This window comes from Hydrogenibacillus schlegelii (assembly GCF_001653195.1).
Lineage (GTDB): Bacteria > Bacillota > Bacilli > Thermicanales > DSM-22653 > Hydrogenibacillus > Hydrogenibacillus schlegelii.
Window position 1 is genome coordinate 151,152 of sequence record NZ_JXBB01000012.1, and the last position, 19,135, is coordinate 170,286.

General features: G+C 71.2%; 21 protein-coding genes. All 21 read left to right on the plus strand.

Going from position 1 to position 19,135, the window contains the following annotated elements:
* The first annotated feature begins 71 nt into the window (after positions 1–71).
* The 21 genes from fliG to SA87_RS05090 all read left to right on the plus strand — a co-directional run bounded on the left by fliG (position 72) and on the right by SA87_RS05090 (position 19,131).
* Positions 72–1,061: a flagellar motor switch protein FliG gene (fliG, locus tag SA87_RS04990; protein WP_066200023.1), complete on the plus strand. Its 990-nt coding sequence runs from the start codon at positions 72–74 to the stop codon at positions 1,059–1,061.
* The gene (locus tag SA87_RS04995; RefSeq protein ID WP_066200026.1) at positions 1,054–1,932 is read left to right on the plus strand and encodes a flagellar assembly protein FliH; all 879 of its coding nucleotides are present in this window, start codon (positions 1,054–1,056) and stop codon (positions 1,930–1,932) included. The genes fliG and SA87_RS04995 overlap by 8 nt, the downstream gene beginning before the upstream one ends.
* Positions 1,929–3,251: a FliI/YscN family ATPase gene (locus SA87_RS05000; RefSeq protein WP_066200028.1), complete on the plus strand. Its 1,323-nt coding sequence runs from the start codon at positions 1,929–1,931 to the stop codon at positions 3,249–3,251. Before SA87_RS04995 ends, SA87_RS05000 begins: the two co-directional genes overlap by 4 nt.
* A gap of 107 nt (positions 3,252–3,358) precedes the next feature.
* Positions 3,359–3,808, plus strand: coding sequence for a flagellar FliJ family protein (locus tag SA87_RS05005; protein ID WP_169816913.1), 450 nt, complete (start codon positions 3,359–3,361; stop codon positions 3,806–3,808).
* Positions 3,801–4,589, plus strand: coding sequence for a MotE family protein (locus SA87_RS05010; RefSeq protein ID WP_066200034.1), 789 nt, complete (start codon positions 3,801–3,803; stop codon positions 4,587–4,589). Before SA87_RS05005 ends, SA87_RS05010 begins: the two co-directional genes overlap by 8 nt.
* 43 nt (positions 4,590–4,632) lie before the next feature.
* Positions 4,633–6,129 (plus strand): flagellar hook-length control protein FliK, encoded by a 1,497-nt coding sequence (locus SA87_RS05015; RefSeq protein WP_066200037.1) that lies wholly within the window; start codon positions 4,633–4,635, stop codon positions 6,127–6,129.
* Positions 6,126–6,521 (plus strand): flagellar hook capping FlgD N-terminal domain-containing protein, encoded by a 396-nt coding sequence (locus SA87_RS05020; RefSeq protein WP_066200040.1) that lies wholly within the window; start codon positions 6,126–6,128, stop codon positions 6,519–6,521. The genes SA87_RS05015 and SA87_RS05020 overlap by 4 nt, the downstream gene beginning before the upstream one ends.
* A gap of 137 nt (positions 6,522–6,658) precedes the next feature.
* Positions 6,659–7,471 (plus strand): flagellar basal body rod protein FlgG, encoded by an 813-nt coding sequence (gene flgG, locus SA87_RS05025; protein WP_066200043.1) that lies wholly within the window; start codon positions 6,659–6,661, stop codon positions 7,469–7,471.
* A gap of 101 nt (positions 7,472–7,572) precedes the next feature.
* Positions 7,573–7,815 (plus strand): flagellar FlbD family protein, encoded by a 243-nt coding sequence (locus tag SA87_RS05030; RefSeq protein ID WP_066200048.1) that lies wholly within the window; start codon positions 7,573–7,575, stop codon positions 7,813–7,815.
* Positions 7,812–8,258, plus strand: a complete 447-nt coding sequence (locus tag SA87_RS05035) for a flagellar basal body-associated FliL family protein (RefSeq protein ID WP_066200051.1) — start codon at positions 7,812–7,814, stop codon at positions 8,256–8,258. The genes SA87_RS05030 and SA87_RS05035 overlap by 4 nt, the downstream gene beginning before the upstream one ends.
* Positions 8,259–8,287: 29 nt before the next feature.
* The gene (fliM, locus tag SA87_RS05040; RefSeq protein WP_066200053.1) at positions 8,288–9,283 is read left to right on the plus strand and encodes a flagellar motor switch protein FliM; all 996 of its coding nucleotides are present in this window, start codon (positions 8,288–8,290) and stop codon (positions 9,281–9,283) included.
* Positions 9,273–10,574 carry a flagellar motor switch phosphatase FliY gene (fliY, locus tag SA87_RS05045; RefSeq protein WP_066200298.1) on the plus strand — a complete coding sequence of 434 codons (1,302 nt, stop codon included), beginning with the start codon at positions 9,273–9,275 and terminating at the stop codon, positions 10,572–10,574. The genes fliM and fliY overlap by 11 nt, the downstream gene beginning before the upstream one ends.
* A gap of 88 nt (positions 10,575–10,662) precedes the next feature.
* On the plus strand, positions 10,663–11,025 hold the full coding sequence (locus SA87_RS05050) for a response regulator (RefSeq protein ID WP_066200056.1): 363 nt from the start codon (positions 10,663–10,665) through the stop codon (positions 11,023–11,025).
* Between the two features lie 10 nt (positions 11,026–11,035).
* Positions 11,036–12,019, plus strand: a complete 984-nt coding sequence (locus SA87_RS05055) for a flagellar biosynthetic protein FliO (protein ID WP_156516498.1) — start codon at positions 11,036–11,038, stop codon at positions 12,017–12,019.
* A gap of 2 nt (positions 12,020–12,021) precedes the next feature.
* Complete coding sequence (gene fliP, locus SA87_RS05060; RefSeq protein WP_066200301.1) at positions 12,022–12,699, plus strand: flagellar type III secretion system pore protein FliP; 678 nt, start codon at positions 12,022–12,024, stop codon at positions 12,697–12,699.
* A 21-nt stretch (positions 12,700–12,720) separates the two neighbouring features.
* Positions 12,721–12,993: a flagellar biosynthetic protein FliQ gene (locus SA87_RS05065; protein WP_066200062.1), complete on the plus strand. Its 273-nt coding sequence runs from the start codon at positions 12,721–12,723 to the stop codon at positions 12,991–12,993.
* Entirely contained in the window at positions 12,990–13,739 is a 750-nt protein-coding gene (locus tag SA87_RS05070) for a flagellar biosynthetic protein FliR (protein ID WP_066200065.1), read from the plus strand. The genes SA87_RS05065 and SA87_RS05070 overlap by 4 nt, the downstream gene beginning before the upstream one ends.
* Before the next feature lie 11 nt (positions 13,740–13,750).
* Positions 13,751–14,854, plus strand: coding sequence for a flagellar biosynthesis protein FlhB (gene flhB, locus SA87_RS05075; RefSeq protein ID WP_066200068.1), 1,104 nt, complete (start codon positions 13,751–13,753; stop codon positions 14,852–14,854).
* Between the two features lie 85 nt (positions 14,855–14,939).
* On the plus strand, positions 14,940–16,946 hold the full coding sequence (gene flhA, locus SA87_RS05080) for a flagellar biosynthesis protein FlhA (RefSeq protein ID WP_082718085.1): 2,007 nt from the start codon (positions 14,940–14,942) through the stop codon (positions 16,944–16,946).
* On the plus strand, positions 16,943–18,199 hold the full coding sequence (locus SA87_RS05085; RefSeq protein ID WP_066200071.1) for a flagellar biosynthesis protein FlhF: 1,257 nt from the start codon (positions 16,943–16,945) through the stop codon (positions 18,197–18,199). Before flhA ends, SA87_RS05085 begins: the two co-directional genes overlap by 4 nt.
* On the plus strand, positions 18,196–19,131 hold the full coding sequence (locus SA87_RS05090; protein ID WP_066200074.1) for a nucleotide-binding protein: 936 nt from the start codon (positions 18,196–18,198) through the stop codon (positions 19,129–19,131). The genes SA87_RS05085 and SA87_RS05090 overlap by 4 nt, the downstream gene beginning before the upstream one ends.
* The last annotated feature ends 4 nt before the right edge of the window (positions 19,132–19,135 follow it).

Genomic DNA, 19,135 nt, shown 5'->3' on the forward strand with positions numbered 1-19,135 from the left:
CCGGCCGGCGCACCCGGGCCGGCGCCGGGAAGCGGTGGGGGTGAAAGGCGGTGTCGCGGGGCGGAAAAGAGATGCCGGGGATCAAAAAAGCGGCGATTCTCCTCATCGCCCTCGGGCCCGAGGCTTCGGCGCCCGTGTTTAAGCACCTCCGGGACGACGAGATCGAGCGGCTGACGCTCGAGATCGCCAGCCTCACCAGCGTCGAAATGGAAGAAAAGGCCGCCGTCATCCGGGAGTTTCACCAGCTGTTTGTCGCCCAGCAGGCGATCGCCCAGGGCGGCATCCAGTACGCCAAAGAACTGCTGGAAAAAGCCCTCGGGCCGCAGAAGGCCCATGAGGTTTTGAGTCGCCTGACGGCGGCCCTCACCGTCCGGCCGTTTGATTTCATGAAAAAAGCCGATCCAATGCAGGTCTTAAATTTCTTGCAAAACGAACATCCCCAGACGATCGCCCTCGTCCTTTCGTACCTCGACCCGAAGCAGGCGGCGCCGATCCTCTCGGCGCTCCCGCCGGAGCTTCAGACCGAGGTGGCGACGCGGATCGCGACGATGAGCGGCGCGGCGCCGGAGGTGATCGACGAGATCGAGGCGATCCTCGAGCAGAAGCTCGCTTCGACGGCGTTTTCCGACGTCCGGCAGGCCGGCGGCATCGAGCAGGTCGTCGCCATCTTAAACGGCGTCGACCGGAGCACCGAGCGGACGATCCTCGAAGCGCTGGCGGAGCGGGATCCGGAGCTGGCGGAAGAGATCAAGAAGCGGATGTTCGTTTTCGAAGACATCATCCTCCTCGACGACCGGTCGGTCCAGCGGGTCATCCGGGAGGTGGCGAACGAAGACCTCCTGCTCGCCCTCAAAGCGGCCAGCGAGGACGTCAAGGCGCACATCTTCCGGAACATGTCGCAGCGAATGGCGGAAAATTTCCGGGAGGAGATGGAGTACATGGGGCCGGTCCGCCTCCGGGACGTCGAGGACGCCCAGCAGCGGATCGTCGCCGTGATCCGGCGCCTCGAGGAGGCCGGCGAGATCATCATCAGCCGGAGGGGGGACGAGATCATTGTCTAGCGTCATCAAGGGGGCGCCGCTCGCCGGCCGTCCGCTCGTCCTCGTCGTTCCCCCGCCGGCGCCGAAGCGCCCCGCCGCCGGGTCGGGGCCGTCCGGCGGCCCCCCGCCCCATGCCGACCTCCCGGACGCCCCGGCCCGCGCCGACGCCGATCCGGAAGCGGAACGGGCGGCGATCCTCGCCGCCGCCCAGGCCGAGGCGGCGGCGATCCTGGAAGCGGCCCGGGCCGACGCGGAGACGATCCTCGCCGCCGCCCGGAAGGAGGCCGAGCGGCTTACGGCCGAGGCGAGGGCGGCGGCCGAAGCGGAAGGGTACCGGGCCGGCTATGCCGCCGGCGAGGCCGCCGGCCGCCGGGCGGCGGAGGCCGCCTACGCCGAGCGGCTTGCGGCCGTCGCCGCCGCCCGCTCGGCCCTTGAGGCGGAATTCCGGGCCGCCCTCGACGAGGCGCTGCCGGCGCTCGTCCGCCTCGCCCTCCAGGCGGCGGAAAAGATCGCCCGCCGGGCCCTTTCGGACGACGGGGCGTGGGTCGCCTATGCCCGGGAGATCCTCCTTTCCGCCCCCCTTCTCGAGACGGTGACGGTCTACGCCCCCGCGGAGCGGTACGCCGCCCTCGTCGGCCGGCGATCGGAACTCGCCGCCGCCCTGCCGGAAGGGGTCGCCCTGCGCCTCCTGCCGGCGACCGACCTCGTCTCCGGCGTCCGGGTGGCGACGGAAGGCGGGATCGTCGACGCTTCGGTGGAGGGGCAGATCGAGCGCCTGGCCGCCGCCCTGCTCGAGGCGGCCGCCCCGACCGGGGGGAACCCGGGGGAGGGCTCGCCGCCTCCCGGGGGCGACCCGCTGCCGGCGCCGCTCGGGGCGGAGGGCGGACGATGAAGGACGGCCTTCGGGAGAGGCTCGCCGCCCTCGGGGCCCGGCTGGAGGCGTTTCAGCCCCTCGAGCTTCAGGGCGAAGTCCAGGAAGTCGTCGGGCTTCTCATCGTCTCCCGGGGGCCGGCGGTCGCCGTCGGCGATGCGGTCCGGATCGTCCCCGAGGGCGGCGGGGCGGAGGTGCTGGCGGAAGTCGTCGGCTTTCGCCGCGGCGCGGTCCTCCTCATGCCCCTCGGCGATCTCGGCGCGGTGGGGCCCGGAGCCCGCGTGCGCCCGGCCGGCGGCCCCCTGTCGGTCGTCGTCGGCGAAACGCTCGTCGGCCGCGTCCTCGACGGCCTCGGCCGGCCGCAGGACGGGGGGGCGCCCATCCGGGGCGAGCGGCGGCCGGTGTTCCGGCCGCCGCCGCCCCCCCTCGCCCGACCGCCGATCCGGGCGCCGCTTCCGGTCGGCATCCGGGCGATCGACGGGCTTCTGACCGTCGGCCGGGGACAGCGGATGGGAATCTTTGCCGGAAGCGGCGTCGGCAAAAGCACGCTCCTCGGGATGATCGCCCGGGGGACGGCGGCCGACGTGAACGTCATCGCCCTCATCGGCGAGCGGAGCCGGGAGGTGCGGGAGTTTCTCGAGCGGGACCTCGGCGAAGCGGGCCGGCGCCGGTCGGTCGTCGTCGCCGTGCCGAGCGACCAGCCGGCGCTTCTCCGGATGAAAGGCGCCTACGTGGCGACGGCGATCGCCGAATATTTTCGCGACCGGGGGCTCGACGTCCTCCTCATGATGGACTCCCTCACCCGCTTTGCCCACGCCGCCCGGGAGGTGGGCCTCGCCTCCGGCGAGCCGCCGACGACGAAAGGCTATCCGCCGTCGGTGTTCGGGCTTTTGCCGAAGCTGTTGGAGCGGGCGGGGACGAGCGAGCGGGGGTCGATCACGGCGTTTTACACCGTCCTCGTCGACGGGGACGACCTCACCGATCCGATCGCCGACGCCGTCCGGGGCCTCCTCGACGGGCACATCGTCTTAAGCCGCGCCCTCGCCCAGCGGGGGCACTTCCCGGCGATCGACGTCCTCGAGAGCACAAGCCGGGTCATGCGGGCGATCGTCCCGCCGGAGCAGCTCCATCTCGCGACGCGTTTTCGAGAGCTCGCCGCCGTCTACCGCCAGTCGGAAGACCTCATCGCCATCGGCGCCTACCGGCGGGGACAGAACGCCCGGCTCGACGAAAGCCTGAAACGCAAGGAGGCGATGGACGCCTTTTTGCGGCAGGACGTCGACGAGCGGGCCGCACCGGAGGAGACGCTCTCGGCGCTTCAGGCGGTGTTTGCCGATTGATCCGGTCGGTCGACCGAACCGGTTCGCGGCTCCGACCGGTTCGCCGCCCGATCCGGTCGGCCGACCGGAGACCGAACCGGTTTGCCGACGAAAACGGGGGGAAGGCCGTGCGCTGGCTGGAGCGGCTTAAGCGACTGGCCGAGCAGGAAAAGGCGCTTCGGGAACTCCGCCTCCGGGAGGCCGAGGCCGCCGCCCGGGAAGCCGAGGCGAGGCTTTTGGCCCGGCAGGCGGAGGCGGCCGCCGCCGCCGCGCAGGTCCTCGGCCGGGCCGAGGCCGGGGTGCCGGCCTACGCCCTCCTCGTCGCCGCCGCCGACGTCTGGCGGCTTCGGGAGGCCCTGCGGTCCGAGGAAGCGGCCCACCGGGCGGCGATGGAGGGGGTGGCGGCCCGCCGGTCGGAGGTGCTGGAAAAACGCCGGGAAGTGCGGGCGTACGAGCGCCTGAGCGACCGAGTCCGGGCGCGGGCGCAGGCCGAGGCGGTCCGGCGGGAGCAGGCGTTTTTCGACGAGGTGGCCGTCCAGGGCTGGCGGCGGCGGCAAGGAGGGGACGACGATGGATGAGGCGAAACGCCCGTCGCGGCTCGACTGGGTGATCTACGTCGGGCTCATCCCCGGCTTTTTCGCCGTCGTCGTGACGGCGGTGACGCTGGCGGCGTTCGGCGTCGACGTCCTGTCCTACGGCCGCTCCCTCTGGGCCAAGGGCGCCGCCCTCCTCCGGCCGGCGCCGGCCGAGGGCGGTGCGGCCCCGACCGAGACGGCGGCGGCGCGCCTTCAGGCGCTGGAGGAAGAAGTGCGCGCTCAGGCGGCCAAGATCGAAGAGCAGGCCCGGGCCCTGGCGCAGCTGGAACAGGAAAAGGCCGCCCTGGCGTCGGAAAAGGCCGCCCTCGAGGCGGCCCTCGCGGCGGCCCAGGGCCAGCAGGCGGAGCAAAAACAAAGGGAGGAGGCCGCGATCCGGGCTCTGGAAGGACTTCCGCCGTCGAAGGCGGCGGAGATCCTCGGCCTCCTCGATCCGGGGCTCGCCTCGGCGATCTGGCTCGGCCTGGGGAGCGACGCCCGAAGCGCGGTCCTCGGGAAGCTGGCGCCGGAGAAGGCGGCGGACCTCGTCGCCCGCCTTCTGGACGGGTCGCCGGATCGGGCCGGAGCGCTCGCCCTCACGTTGAAGGCGATGCCGCCCGATGCCGCGGCCAAGCTCCTCGCCGACCTGTACGGCAAGCGCCCGGGGGTCGCCGCCACCGCTTTCGCCGCCCTGGATGCGCCGAGCCGGGGGCCGATCCTCGCGGCGCTTCCGCCGGCGGTCGGGCGGGGGCTCGTCGACCGGCTGACGCCGGACGCCGGCCGCTAGGCGGTGGGCGTCCCCCCCACCGGCAAGGGAAAGGAGGGAAACGATGGCCGACACGATCGGTCCGGCGGCGGCGGTCCCGTCGCCGGCGTCCGAATCCGGCGGCCGCCGCCGGATGCCGGACGCCGCGGCGGCGTGGGCGGCGGTCTGGGCGCTTGTGGCGATGGGCGAAGCCGCGAGCGAAGCCGCGGGCGAATCCGGCGGCGCCGAAGGCGGCGGAGGGGTTCCGGCCGCCGGCGTTTTGGGGAACGTTTTCGGAGAACCGGCGGCTGCCGGATCCGGCGGCGTTCCTTCGGCGCCGAAAGAGGCCCCGGAAGGCTCCGGTGCTTTTGCTTCGGCCGGGGCCTTCGGCGAGGCCGCCGGCGCGGCCTGGGACGCCCTTCCGCCCGACCTTGCCGTCCCCGCCGTCGGGGCAGACGTCTCGAGCGGCTTCGCCGCATTCGACGCGGGAGCGGACGGTTTTTCCGCCGGAGCGAACGGCGCTTGGGCCGGGTGGAGCGGGCGTTTCATCGCCGCTCGGCTCCCCGCGTCGGCGGCCGGAGCGGGCGATGCCGACGGCGCCGGCGGATCGGCGGCCGAAGGGGGCGGCCGGCCGGCCTCGGGTCCGCCCGAAAGCGCGAGGGCGCCGGAACGGGCGGCCGCCGGGTCGACGACCGAATCCGCCGCGGCTCAGGTGGCCCCTTCACCGGCCAAGGCCCCCGCATGGGCCGCCGCTTTCGCCTCTTTCGCGGTCGAAGGCGGAGATGTTCCGGGCGATCGGAGCGGCCCGGCGAACGCCTGGCCGCCCGCCCGGTCGCCGGCCGGCGCCTCGGCCGGGGGGACGGGAACCGAATCGGGGCAGGCGGACGGTCGGGGACCGGTCCTCGCCCGGATTCCCGATCTCGCCCGGCTCGAGGCGGCGGTGGCGCGGCTCATTTCTGCCGCTTCCCGGGAGGCGGCCGCTCGGGCATCGTCGGACGGGCCGGATTGGCCTCCGGCCAGGATCGTCTCGCCTCAGGCCGCGCCTTCGGCGGACGGCGGCTCGCCGGCCGGCCACCGCGAGCCGGGCGCCGGAGATCGGGGGGCGCTCGGCGGTTCGCTTCCGCTTCTGCAGCTCGTCCACCGGGGCGATCTCTGGCGACCGGCGCCGGCGGCGCCCCTTCCGCCGGAGCTTCAGGCGCTCGTCGCGCGGGCGGAGCTCCTTCGGGCCGACGGCCGCGCCGCGCACCTTCGCCTGCAGCTTCATCCGGACGGCCTCGGCGCGATGGACGTCGTCCTGAAGGCCGACGGGGATCGGCTCGCGGTCGTCTTTGCCGTCGCCGGCGAGGGCGCCCGGGCGTGGGCCGAGCGGCACCTGGACGCGCTTCGGGCGCGCCTCATCGCCGCCGGTTGGGCCGTCGACCGGATCGACGTCGCCGTCCGGGCGGAGGGGTCCGACGCGGTTCGGGTGCGGCCGGACGGCGAGGGCGGCCGGGAGCGGCCGCCGGAGGACGACCGTCGCCGGCGGCGGCGGGAAGGGGACGGGCGGGAGTTTTTGCGCTCGATCGAGGAGGGACGGACATGAACGACGTCGGGGCCGTCGCCGGGGAGGCGCGGATGTTCGCGGCCGCTCAGGACGCTCGGCCGGCGGAATCCCGGACGGCCGACGAAAGCGCCGCCGGCCCCGGGGAGGCGGCCGGTCTCCGGGCGCTTCGGGAGCTCGACTTTTTGAAGCTCTTCATCGCCCAGCTCAAGTACCAGGATCCGCTCTCGCCGGTAAACGATCGAGAATTCATGCAGCAGCTTGCGGCGTTTGCGACGCTGGAACAGCTCGTTTTGCTGAACGACCGGATCGCGGCGATGAACCGGGAGATCGAAGCGATCCGCCGGCGCCTGGAGGGCGAACGTTCGCCGGAAGGGGCCTCCGCCCCGGAGGCCGCGCCGGCGACCGGCGACCGGCCGCCGGAGATCGCCTAAGGGCGTGCCGTCGGGGGTCGGAGCGCGCCGCGGGGGCCAGGCGCCGCCGGCTCCGCGCCGCGTCGCGCCGAAGATCGGCGCGGCTTTGTCCGCCGCCTCAAAATCGTCGCCTTCAGGCGACCGAAAGGGGGAGTTCGATGCTCCGCTCGCTCTACACCGGTGTTTCGGGGATGCGGGGCTTTCAGACGAAGCTGGACGTCGTGGCGAACAACATCGCCAACGTGAACACCGTCGGCTTCAAGGCCGGCCGGGCGATGTTCGCCGACGTCCTGAGCCAGACGATCGCCGGCGTCACGGCGCCGGAAGAAGGGACCCGGGGCGGGGTGAACCCGATGCAGGTCGGCCTCGGGAGCAAGATCCGGTCGATCGACACCCTCTTTACCCAGGGAAGCCCGATGATGACCGGCGTGACGACGGACCTCATGATCGACGGGAACGGCTTTTTCGCCGTGCAGGATGCGGCCGGAAACGTCTATCTCACCCGGGCCGGGAACTTCTACGTCGATGCGGCGCGGCAGCTGGTGACCGCCGACGGGCTTTTGGTCCTCGATGAAGGCGGCGGGCCGATTCAACTCGACGAAGGCCTTCAGAGCTTCTCGATCGCCAAAGACGGGACGATCATCCAGGTCCTCGCCGACGGGACCATCAACACCGACGTCCGGATCGGCGTCGTCCGCGTCGCCAACCCCGCCGGGCTGGAGAAGGTCGGCGAGAACCGCTACCGGATGACGCCTAACGCCGACCAGGAGACGGATCCGCTGGCGCTCATCGGCCCGCCCGGCGAAGAAGGGCGCGGCGAGATCCTCTCCGGCTTCTTGGAGATGTCCAACGTCGACCTCACCACCGAATTTACGGAGATGATCGTCGCCCAGCGGGGGTTCCAGGCGAACGCCCGCATCACGACGACGTCCGATGAGGTCCTGCAGGAACTGGTCAACCTGAAGCGCTAACATCGGCCCACCTGAAATGATCCTGAGGGGTTCGCCGGCCGGCGATCGGGCCGGCGTCAAAAACGGCCGGGTCCCGCCGCGGCCGAGGAGGAGGGGGCGGCGTGCTGGAACTTTCGCGCCGGAGCGGGGAGCGTTATTATCTCAATCCGCTTCTCATCGAGACCGTCGAGGCGACGCCGGATACGGTCATCACCCTCGTCACCGGCAAAAAACTCGTCGTTCGGGAGTCCGCCGACGAGGTCGTCCGGCGGTTCGTCGCCGCCGTCCGGGACCTCGCCCCCGGCGGGCTCTTCCGGGCGCCGACGGCGGGCGACCCCGAACGAGGCGGAGCGTCGGTGCCATGAGACAGCGGCTCATCGGTCTGTCCGTCGTCCTCATCGTCGCCATCGGCACGCTGGCGGTCGTCACCGCCCTCCTCTGGCGGTATGTCATCGCGCCGCCGGTGTCTCAGGCGCCGGCCAGGGCGGAAGAAGGCGGGGACCTCCTTCGTTACGCCAAATACAGCGTCGAGACCGGCGATCTGACGACCGACCTCAAAGACAAGCATTACATTCTTCTTAATCTCACGATCATGACCGATTCCAAAAAGGCGGCCGATGCCCTGGCAACGGCCATGTTCATCGTCAAACGGGAAGTGATCGGCGTCCTGTCCGAAATGACGTCCGAGGAGCTCCTCACGGAGCAGGGCGTCGCCAAGATGGAGGCCGCCGTCGCCGAGCGGCTCCGGCCGTATCTCCCGGAGGGGAAGATCCTGAAGGTGGCGACGACGAAAAAGGTGATCCAGTGACCCCCGCCGGCGGGAAAGGGGGGCATCCTGTGAGCGACGTTTTGTCCCAGGCGGAGATCGACGCGCTGCTTGAGGCCCTCACGTCCGGCGAGATGAACGTCGAGGCGCTCCGGCAAGAGGAGACTTCCGCTCGCGTCCGGGCGTACGACTTCAAGCGGGCGCTCCGCTTTTCCAAGGACCACATCCGGACGCTGACGCGGATTCACGAAAACTTTGCCCGGCTGCTTTCGACGCATTATTCGACGATGCTCCGGAGCTACGTCAGCCTCGCGGTGGCCTCCGTCGACCAACTGCCGTATGAGGAGTTCATCCGCTCGATCGGCGCCAGCACGATCGTCGGCGTCTATTCGGCCGCGCCGCTCAAAGGCAATTTTCTCATTGAGTTTTCGCCGGCGCTCGCCTACGCCTTGCTGGAGCGGGTGCTCGGCGGGAGCGGGGCGCGGCCGTTTCAGCGGTATAACTGGACGGAGATCGAGCAGCGGATCGTCGAGCGGCTTCTCACCCGGGCCGGGCAGGTGTTCCGGGAGTCGTGGCAGCAGATGATCGAGCTTACGCCGGAGCTCGAAGATGTGGAGACGAACCCGCAGTTTCTTCAGATCATCTCGCCGAACGAAATCGTCGCCGTCGTGACGCTCAGCGCCAAAATCGGCGAGATGAGCGGGATGATGAACATCTGCCTGCCGCACGTCATGCTCGAACCGCTTTTGAACCGCCTGTCGGCCCGGCACATGCTGTCGACCGTCCGGCGGGAGTTGACCGGCGAGGAGCGGGCCCGGCTTGAGCGGCAGATCGCCCGGACGCCGGTGCCGGTCGTCGTGGAGCTCGGCCGGGCGACGCTTCTTCTCCGGGAACTCCTGTCGCTCGAGGTCGGCGACGTCATCCGGCTGAACCGCCGCACGGAGGAGCCGCTTCTCCTCTACGTCGGCTCCCGGCCGAAGTTCACCGTCCGCCCGGGCCGATCGCGGCGCAAGCTCGCGGTCCTCGTCGAGGGGCCGGTGAAGGAGGATGACGCCGATGGCGGATGAGAAGAACCGGGATCTGTTGAGCCAGGAAGAGATCGACGCCCTCCTTCGGGCCGTTCAGGACGACGCCGGGACGGACGTTCCGCCTTCGGCGCCGGAGGTCGCGGCGGAACTCGACGGACTGGAGGCGGACGTCCTCGGGGAGATCGGCAACATCAGCTTCGGTTCGGCCTCGACGGCGCTGTCGCAAATCTTGAATCAGAAGGTCGAGATCACCACGCCGATGGTGTCCGTTGTGGAGACGGCGGCGTTGTACGACGACCTGCCCTATCCCCTCGTCGCGGTGTTCGTCGATTATACCGAGGGGCTTCAGGGGACGAACGCCCTCCTCCTTCGGGCCCGGGACGCGGCGGTGATCGCGTCTCTCATGATGGGCGGGGACGGGACCGGCGTCGGGGACGACCTCGGCGAGCTCGAGCTTTCGGCGGTTCAGGAAGCGATGAATCAGATGATGGGCTCGGCGGCGACGGCGATGTCGGAAGTCTTCGGCGGCCGGGTGAACATCTCGCCGCCGCAGGCCCGGTTCATGGAGCGGCCGACCGACGAAGGGCTCTGGCCCCTGTCCGAAGAGCGGCGGCTCGTTCGCGTGGCCTTCCGGCTGAAGATCGGCCGCCTCGTCGACTCGTCGATCATGCAGCTCGTCCCGCTTCCGTTTGCCAAGGCCCTGGTCGCCCGCCTGCTCGGCGGCGCGGCGGAGCCGGCGGGCGATGCGCCGGCGCCGGACGCCGTGGCGCCTTCGTCTTCGGGCGCCGGGAAACCGCCGGAAGCGGGCGGGAGCCCCGACGTTCCCGAAGCGGGATACGGCGGGACGGAGCGGTCGGGCGTCGGCCGGGCGCCGGGCGGCGAAGCGGCGAGGCCGTCCGCCCGGGTCGCTTCGGTCGGCGGGGAGGCCCCGCGGAGCGCGGGAGCGGGCCGGGCGGAAGCGCCGTCGGGGGGAGCGGCCGGCGCGCCTTCCGGCGGGCCGGCGGGAGCCCGGGTGCAGCCGGTGGTCTTTCCGGACCTTTCGGCTTCCGCGCCGGTCGGGGCGGGGTCGGAGACGCTCCAGCTTCTGCTCGACGTTCCCCTCGAGGTGACGGTCGAGCTCGGACGGACAAAGCGGCTCATCAAAGACATCCTCTCCCTCGCTCCGGGGTCGATCATCGAGCTGGACAAACTCGCCGGCGAACCGGTGGACATCTACGTCAACCACAAGCGGATCGCCCGCGGCGAAGTCGTCGTCATCGACGAGAACTTCGGCGTCCGGGTGACGGAAATCATTAGCCCCTGGGAGCGCCTCGGCACGCTGGAGTCCTAAGCCCCGGCGGGGGCGGAAGGCACGGCGTCCGGAAGGCGGGACGCAAGGCGTTCGGCGAAACGACGGCGCACCGAATTGGAGGTCGACGATGGGAAAGCGAATCCTCGTCGTGGACGACGCGGCGTTCATGCGCATGATGCTCAAAGACATCCTGACGAAAAACGGGTACGAGGTCGTCGGCGAGGCGCCGGACGGCGCCAAAGCCGTCGAGCTGTACCAGGAGCTTAAGCCGGACCTCGTGACGATGGACATCACGATGCCGGAGATGGACGGCATCCAGGCGCTCAAGGAGATCAAAAAGATCGATCCCCAGGCAAAGGTCATCATGTGTTCGGCGATGGGACAGCAGGCGATGGTGATCGAGGCGATCCAGGCCGGCGCCAAGGATTTCATCGTCAAACCGTTTCAGGCGGAGCGGGTGCTCGAGGCGGTCCGAAAGTTGCTCGGGTGAGGTGAGGGCGGTGAACGGAGGGCGCGGGCGCCGGGTTCGGTGGGTTCTGGGGATCTTGGCGGCGCTCGTCGTCGCCGGCGCGCCGGCCGCGCGGGGAATCGCGGCGGCCGCTTCCGGCGGATGGGCTCCGGCCGCCGGCGACATGGGCGCGGCCGCATCCGGCCGGCGCGCGGCGGCCGAAGCGGCCGGGGGGGGTGCGCCGGCGGCCGCCTTCGACGGCGCGGCGGTTGCTTCCGGTCAGGCGAACGGCGGGGCGCCTTCCGCTCCCGGAAAGCCCGCCGACCCGGAGGAGACGGTGGCGACGTGGCTCAAGCGCCGGGCGACCGAAGGGGACGGCGCCGGGACGCCCTCGGCCCCATCCGGCGACGCCCGCCCCCTCACCGACCCCCGCGCCGAGGGGCCGGCCGGACCCGGCATCGCCGGCACGCTGAAGGTCATCCTCGCCCTCGGCTTCGTCGTCGTCCTCCTCCTCGGCCTCGGGACGCTTGTAAGGCGCCTCCGGCGGGCCGTCGCCTTCGGCGCCTTCGGAAGCGAGGCGACCGGGCTCAGCCTGAAGGCGATCCAGCCCCTGACGCCGGGGCGGGCGGTGGCGGTGGTGGAGGTCGAAGGCCGGCGGTATCTCCTCGGCGTGGGCGAGGCGGTCACCCTCCTCGACCGGCTCGCCGACGGCGTCGCCGCGGAAGCGGCGATCCAGGCGGAACCCGAGCGGGGATGGAAGGCGGAGGGGGAAGAAGCCGGCCGGCGCGAGGATCGGGCGACCGTCGATCGGGGCGGCGGGGCGCCGACGGGCGGCCGGACCGTGGCATACGATCCCGCTCCGGTCGGCGGCCGGTCTCAGGCGCCCGGTCGGCCGGCGCGCCCGGAAGGGCTTCCGGCGCTTTCGGCGGCGCTTTTCGACCGGGCGCGGCGCCTGGCGGCGCAGGCGACGGCCCTTCGGGAGGCCCGGCGGCGGCTTGACGATCGGTTCCACCGGCGGGACGGCGGGGGGCGGTGACGGTGGACCTCGAGACGCTCCTTAAGCTCTGGTGGCCGGACGCCCCCGCCCAGGGGCAGACGACGATCGGGCTGTTTCTTCTCCTTACGGTGCTCACGCTGGCCCCGGCGATCGTCGTCCTCATGACGAGCTTTACCCGGATCGTCGTCGTCCTCGCCTTCGTCCGGAGCGGGCTGGCGACGCCGCAGATCCCGCCGAACCCGGTGCTCGTGGGCCTGGCGCTCTTTATGACGGCGTACATCATGGCCCCGACGATCGGGACGATCGTCGATGAGGCGTACCGGCCGTACGTCGAGGGGAAGATCACCGCCGAGGAGGCCATCGACCGGGCGGTCGTCCCGCTCAAGACGTTTATGGCGCAGTCGACGCGGCAGAAGGACCTGCAGCTTTTTTTGAGCTACGGCCGGTATCCGCCGCCGAGGTCGGTCGAAGACATCCCGCTTGCGGCCCTCGTGCCGGCGTTCGTCGTGAGCGAGCTCACCACGGCCTTCAAGATGGGCTTTTATCTGTACCTTCCGTTCGTCGTCATCGATCTCGTCGTGGCGAGCCTCCTCATGGGCATGGGGATGATGATGCTGCCGCCGGTGATGGTTTCGCTGCCGTTTAAGGTGCTCCTCTTCCTCCTCGTCGACGGCTGGTCGCTCGTCGTCGAGACGCTGCTTCTTTCGTTTCAGCGCTAGCGACCGGAAAGGAGGCGTCCCGTGTCGGCGGAGATGGGGTTTTACGTCGTCGGACAGGCGGTCTGGACGGTCCTTCGGGCGATCGCCTGGCCCCTCGGCGCCGGGCTTCTCGTCGGCCTCGTCGTGAGCCTCCTCATGGCGACGACGCAGATCCAGGAGCAGACCCTCGCGTTCATCCCGAAGATCGTCGCCGTCCTCGTCGCCCTCGTCGTCTTCGGCCAGGCGATCTTCGGCGCGATCGTCGATTTTGCCCGGCTCATGTTCGAACTCGCCCGGGGGGCCGCCGGCGGATGACGGCCTTCGTCGGGACGGCGGTGCTCGTCATGACGCGGCTTTTTGCGTTTTTCCTCGTGGCGACGCCGTTTGCGCTCAGGGGATTTTCCCTGCTCGGCCGGACGGCGTTCGCCCTCGCGACGGCGTTCGTCGTCCTCGCCGCCGGGGTGCCGGCGGCGGAGCCGGACGGCACCTTTCCGCTTGCCGTTCTCATGAACGCTTTCCTCGGCCTCGCCCTCGGCTTTGCGGTGCAGCTGTTTTTTGCCCTGTTCGATGTCGCCGGCGGTCTCGTCGACTATCAGATGGGCCTCGCCATCGTGAACGTCCTCGACCCGCGGACGGGAGTGGAGCAGCCGCTTCTGGGGCAGCTCTTTTCGCTTCTGGCGCTCTTCGTGTTCTTCGTCTCCGGCGCCCACCGGCCGCTCCTCGCGGCGGTGCTTCAGAGCTTTTCCGTCTGGCCGCCGGACGGGCCGCTCCGGCTGGACGGTCCCATCGCGCCGGCGCTCGCCGCCTGGACGGCCCAGGTGTTCGCGTTCGGTGCGCTGTTTGCGGCGCCGATGGCGGCGGTGCTGTTTGTCGTCGACCTCGCCCTGGCGCTTTTGTCCCGGGCGGTGCCGCAGATGAACATCTTCGTCGTCGGCCTGCCGGTGAAGATCTTCGGCGCCTTGTTTACCCTGGGCGTTTTTCTTCCGGCGATGGCCGCCGCCTTCGGGCCGCTTTTCGACCGGCTGGCGGCGATGATCCTCCGCCTTTCGGCCGGCGGTTAGGAGGAAACGGGATGGACCGGCTTCCCTACCCGGTGGCGCTTCAGTTTTTTGCCGAGGAAAAAACGGAACCGGCGACGCCGCGGAAAAAAGAAGAGGCGCGGAAAAAAGGCCAGGTGGCGAAAAGCCCGGAGGTGTCCCAGGCGTTCGTCCTCCTCGCCGGCACGCTCGCCCTCGCCGCGGTCGGCGGGCGGATCGTCGCCGCCTTCGAAGCGGCGTTTTACCGGGCGGCGTCTTTCGGGCCGGAGGCGGCGACGCCGGGGGGGATCGGGACGGCGTTCGTTCAGGCGGTGCGGGACGTGATGCCGTGGCTCGGGCTTTTTTTCGGCGCGGTTTTCGCGGCGGCCTTTTTCGGCCAGTACGTCCAGGTCGGAAGCCTCATGGCCGTGGAGCCGATCCTCCCGCAGCTCTCCCGGATCGATCCGATCCAGGGCCTCCGGCGCCTGTTCGGCCTCCGGGCGCTCGTCGAGCTCGGGAAGGCGCTCCTTAAGGCCGCCTTTCTCGCCGCCGTCCTCTACGGCGTGCTGAAAAACGAGCTCGCCCGGCTCCCGGCCCTCGCCGCGATGGCGCCGGCCGGCGTCGCCGCCGCCGTCGGCGACCTTTCGCTCCGGCTCCTTTTCGCGGCGGCGCTGGCGTCGGCCGTCGTCGCCGCCCTCGACTTCGGCTACCAGCGGTTCGATTATGCCCGGAAGCTCCGGATGACGAAGCAGGAGCTCAAAGACGAATGGAAAAAGACCGAAGGGGATCCGCTGACGAAAAGCCGCCTCCGGCGCCGGCGGCGGGAGCTGGCGACGCGGCGGATGATGCAGGAAGTTCCAAAGGCCGACGTCGTCATCACCAACCCGACGCACTTAAGCGTCGCCCTCCGCTATGACGCCCTCCGGGATCCGGCGCCGCGGGTCGTGGCCAAAGGGGCGGATTTTCTCGCCCTCCGCATCCGGGAAGTCGCCCGCCGGCACGGCGTCGAGGTGGTGGAAAACCCGCCCCTCGCCCGGGCCCTCTACCGGGATGTTCCGCTCGGCGGCCGCATCCCGCCGGCCTTTTACCGCGCGGTGGCGGAGGTGCTCGCCTTCGTCTACCGGAAAAAAGGCCGCACGCTCGGCGGGCCGGAGCGGTGAGGGGCCGTTTCGCCGCCGGCCGGGGCGGCGGGGGCGGGGCCGCCGGAGCTCGCTCGCCGGAAGACGCCGAAAGGGGGGGAGGCTCGTGCGCCGGGAAGCGGTCGTGTTCCTCGGCGTGGTCGCCATCGTCCTGATGATGGTCGTGCCGCTACCGCCGCCGCTTCTGGATTTTCTCATCCTGCTCAACCTGGCGCTTTCCCTCACCGTCCTCCTCGTGGCGATGAGCGCGCGGGACCCGCTGGAGTTTTCGGTTTTTCCGACGCTCCTTCTCATCACGACGCTCTTTCGCCTGGCGCTCAACGTCTCCACGACCCGGTCGATCTTAAGCCGCATGACCGGCGGCGAGGTCATCCACGCCTTCGGCAGCTTCGTCGTCGGCGGCGAGCCGGTCGTCGGCTTCATCGTCTTCCTCATTCTCGTCATCATCCAGTTCCTCGTCATCACGAAAGGCGCCGAGCGCGTGGCGGAAGTCGCCGCCCGCTTCACCCTCGATGCGATGCCGGGGAAGCAAATGTCGATCGACGCCGACCTCGGCGCCGGCCTCATCGACGAGGCGGAGGCCCGGCGGCGGCGGGCGGCCCTCGAGCGGGAGGCCGATTTTTACGGGGCGATGGACGGGGCGAGCAAATTCGTCAAAGGCGACGCCATCGCCGCGCTCATCATCCTGGCGGTGAACATCGTCGGCGGACTCATCATCGGCGTCCTCGTCCACGGAAAGTCCCTTGCGGAGGCGGCGTCGATCTACACGGTCCTGTCTGTCGGCGAAGGCCTCGTGGCCCAGATCCCCGCGCTTTTCGTCTCGACCGCCACCGGGATCCTCGTCACCCGGGCCGCCTCCGGCGAAGGACTCGTCCGGGAGCTCGAGACGCAGCTTTTTGCCTACCCGCAGCTTCTCTACATCGTCGCCGGGGTGCTTCTTTTGCTCGGGGTGCTCACGCCGATCCCGTTTTTGGCCGCCGGGCCTTTGGCCGGCCTCGTCGCCTTCGGCGGCTACCGGATCGACCGGCTGGCGAAGGCGCCGTCCCCGCCGCCGGAGGCGGAGGCCCCCAGGGAGCCCGTCCGGCCGGAAAGCGCCCTGGAGCTTCTCGACGCCGAACCGGTGGAAGTCGAATTCGGCTACGCCCTCATTCCGCTCGCCGACCCGAAGCAGGGCGGGGATCTCATGGAGCGGGTGCTCATGATCCGCCGTCAGCTCGCCCTCGAGCTCGGCTTCATCGTGCCCACGATCCGTCTCCGGGATAACCTCCAGCTTCGGCCGAACGCCTACATCATCAAGATCCACGGCGCCGTCGTCGGCCGCGGCGAGGTGCGGCCGGAGCGGCTGTTTGCCGTCGGCGGCGAGCGGGAGCTTCCCGGCGAGCGGACGGTCGATCCGGCCTTCGGCCTTCCGGCGTACTGGATCGATCCGCAGGATCGGGACGCGGCGGAGCTCGGCGGCTACACGGTCGTCGATCCGTCCAGCGTGCTGGCGACGCATCTCACCGAGCTCATCCGGCGCCACGCCCACGAGCTCCTCGGGCGGGACGAGACGAAGGCCCTCGTCGATCACGTCCGGAAGCGGCACCCGGCCCTCGTCGACGACCTCCTCGGCGTGCTCACGGTCGGGGAGGTGCAGAAGGTCCTGGCGGGCCTCCTCCGGGAGCGGATCTCGATCCGACGGCTTCCGACGATCTTCGAGGCGCTGGCGGACCACGGCGCGAAGGTGAAGGACCCGGCGCTTCTTACGGAATTCGTCCGCCAGGCGCTCGCCCGGCAGATCACGGCGCAGTTTGCCCGGGACGGGGTGATCCGGGTCATTCAGCTCGGGCCCGACCTCGAGCAGAAGATCCTCGAGCGGATTCAGCGGACGGACTTCGGCGAGTTCGTCGCCCTCTCGCCCGAAGAGCTTGAGGCGTTTTTCCGGCGCCTGAAGGAAGCGCGGCGGCCGTTTGAGGCGGCCGGCGAGCCGCCGGTCGTCCTCACCTCGCCGGCGGTCCGGCGCCACGTCGCCGACCTCCTCACCCGGCTTCAGCCGGACTGGACCGTGCTTTCGTACAACGAGCTTGAGCCGACGGTGGAAGTCCAGAGCATAAGCGTGGTGACGGCCTCATGAAGCTCAAACAGTTCGTCGCCGCCACCGAAGCGGAGGCCCTGGCCCTGGTGCGGGCGGAGTGGGGCGAGCGGGCGATCATCCTCGCCTCCCGCCGGGAACGGCCGAAGGGACTCCTCGGTTGGCTGCGCCGCGGCCGGGTCGTCGTCGTCGCCGCTTATGACGAGGGCGACGCCCCTCGGGGCGGCGAACGGGCGCCGTCCGCCGGTCCTCCGTCGGGCCCGGCGCCGGAACCGGAGGATGGGGCGGGCGGGCTGGAGGCGCGCCGGCAGGCGGTGCTGGCGGCGATGGAGCGGACAGGCCGGGTCCGGGCCGGGTCCGGGGGGGCGGCCGCCCGGCGGCCGCCCGGCGGCCCGGCGGCCGTCGGGGCACTTCTTGCGGCCGGGGATCCGCCGGCGGAGGCGTCCGTCCCTTCCTGGGCGGCGGCCCTCGGGGGGCTTCCGCCAAACCGGCGGGCGTTCGTCCCGGCGTTCTGGTCGACGGCGGAGGCGCTTTTTCAGCACGGGGTCGAGGCCCGCTGGGTGGAACGGCTGCACGCCGCCGTCCTCCGCCGGCGGCCGGAGACCGCCGGCGATCCGGCGGCGATGCGCCAGGCGGCCGCGGCGATCCTCGCCGGCTGGTTGAAGCAGAAGGTCGGTCCGCCCCGCCGGCCGGCCCGGCTGGTCGCCCTCGTCGGCCCGACCGGCGTCGGCAAGACGACGACGGTGGCCAAGCTCGCCGCCCGGGACCGGTTGGGCGGCGGGGGGGTCGCCTTCATCACCGCCGACACCTTTCGCGTGGCGGCGGTGGAGCAGCTCCGGACGTACGCCGACATCCTCGGCGTTCCGTTTGCGGTCGCGTATTCGCCGGGCGAGGCCGCCCGCTCGGCGGCGCATCATCTTGCCGCCGGCCGGACCGTCTACGTCGACACCGCCGGTCGGAACTATTTTAGTCCGGAGGCGGCGGACGCTCTCCGGCCGGTCGTCGAGGCGCTCCGCCCCCTCGACGACGGAGCGCTCTTTCTCCTCACGCTCGCCCTCACCCACCAGTGGGAGGACAATGCCCGGCTGATCGAGCGGTTTTCCGCCCTCGGCGTCGACGCCCTCGTGTTTACCAAGTTCGACGAAGCGCCGCGCCTCGGGCAGGTGCTGAACGCCGTCCTGCGCTTTCCGGTGCGGGCGGTCTACCTCGCCGACGGGCAGAACGTGCCGGACGACCTCCGTCCCCTGGCGGCGGCGGCGCTTGTGGACGGGCTGCTGGGAGGCGCCGGCGCATGAACGGCCAGGCCGACCGACTCCGGGCGCTCATGGAACGGGCCCAGGCGGTCCCCCCGACGAAGCGGGTCGAGACCGGCCGGCGGCCGACCGTGACGCTGGCGGTCGCCAGCGGGAAGGGCGGCGTCGGCAAGTCCCACGTCGCCGTCGGTCTCGCCGGGGCGTTTTCGGCCCTCGGCCGGCGGACCGTCCTCATCGACGCCGACCTCGGGTTTGCCAACGCCGACGTCCTCCTCGGCATCCGCCCGCAGGCGACGCTGGCCGACGTCGCCGCCGGCCGATCGCCCCTCTCCGCGGCGGTCACGCCCGTCGCCGGCGGATTCGACCTGCTCGCCGGGATCGGCGGCGCCGATGTCCGGGAGGCCGACGACGAGCGGCGGCTCGTCGACCGGCTGATCGCCGCCCTGGAAGCGGTGGACCGGCCGTACGATGTCGCCCTGTTCGACCTCGGCGCCGGCCTCGGCGCCGGCGCCCGCGCGCTGCTCCTCGCCGTCGACCGGGTGCTCCTCGTCCTCTCCACGGAGGCGGCGGCCCTCGTCGATGCGTACGGCCTTTACAAATGGCTCGTTCAGGCGGGGCAGGCGGCGGTCTTCGTCGTCCCGAACCGCGTGCCGGACGAGGCGGCCGGCCGGCGCCTGGCGGAGCGGTTTGGCGACATCGCCGAACACTTCCTCGGCCGGCGGCCGGAGCTTCTGGGGGTCGTCCGGGAGGACGACGTCATCGCCCGGGCGGCGCGGCAGGGGGTGCCGCCGTTTCCGCTGCCGGAGCGGTCCAGGGCCCGCCGGGATTTTGCCGGGCTCGCCGTCCGGCTTGTCGCCCGCGCCGACGGCAAGGACCCCGACCGAAGCGCCGGGGCGCCCGCCCCGCCCGCCGCGGCGGGCCGCCCCTTCGGCGCCCTCGTCGCCCGCCTGAAAGCGCGCCTCTTTTCCTCATAAGGGG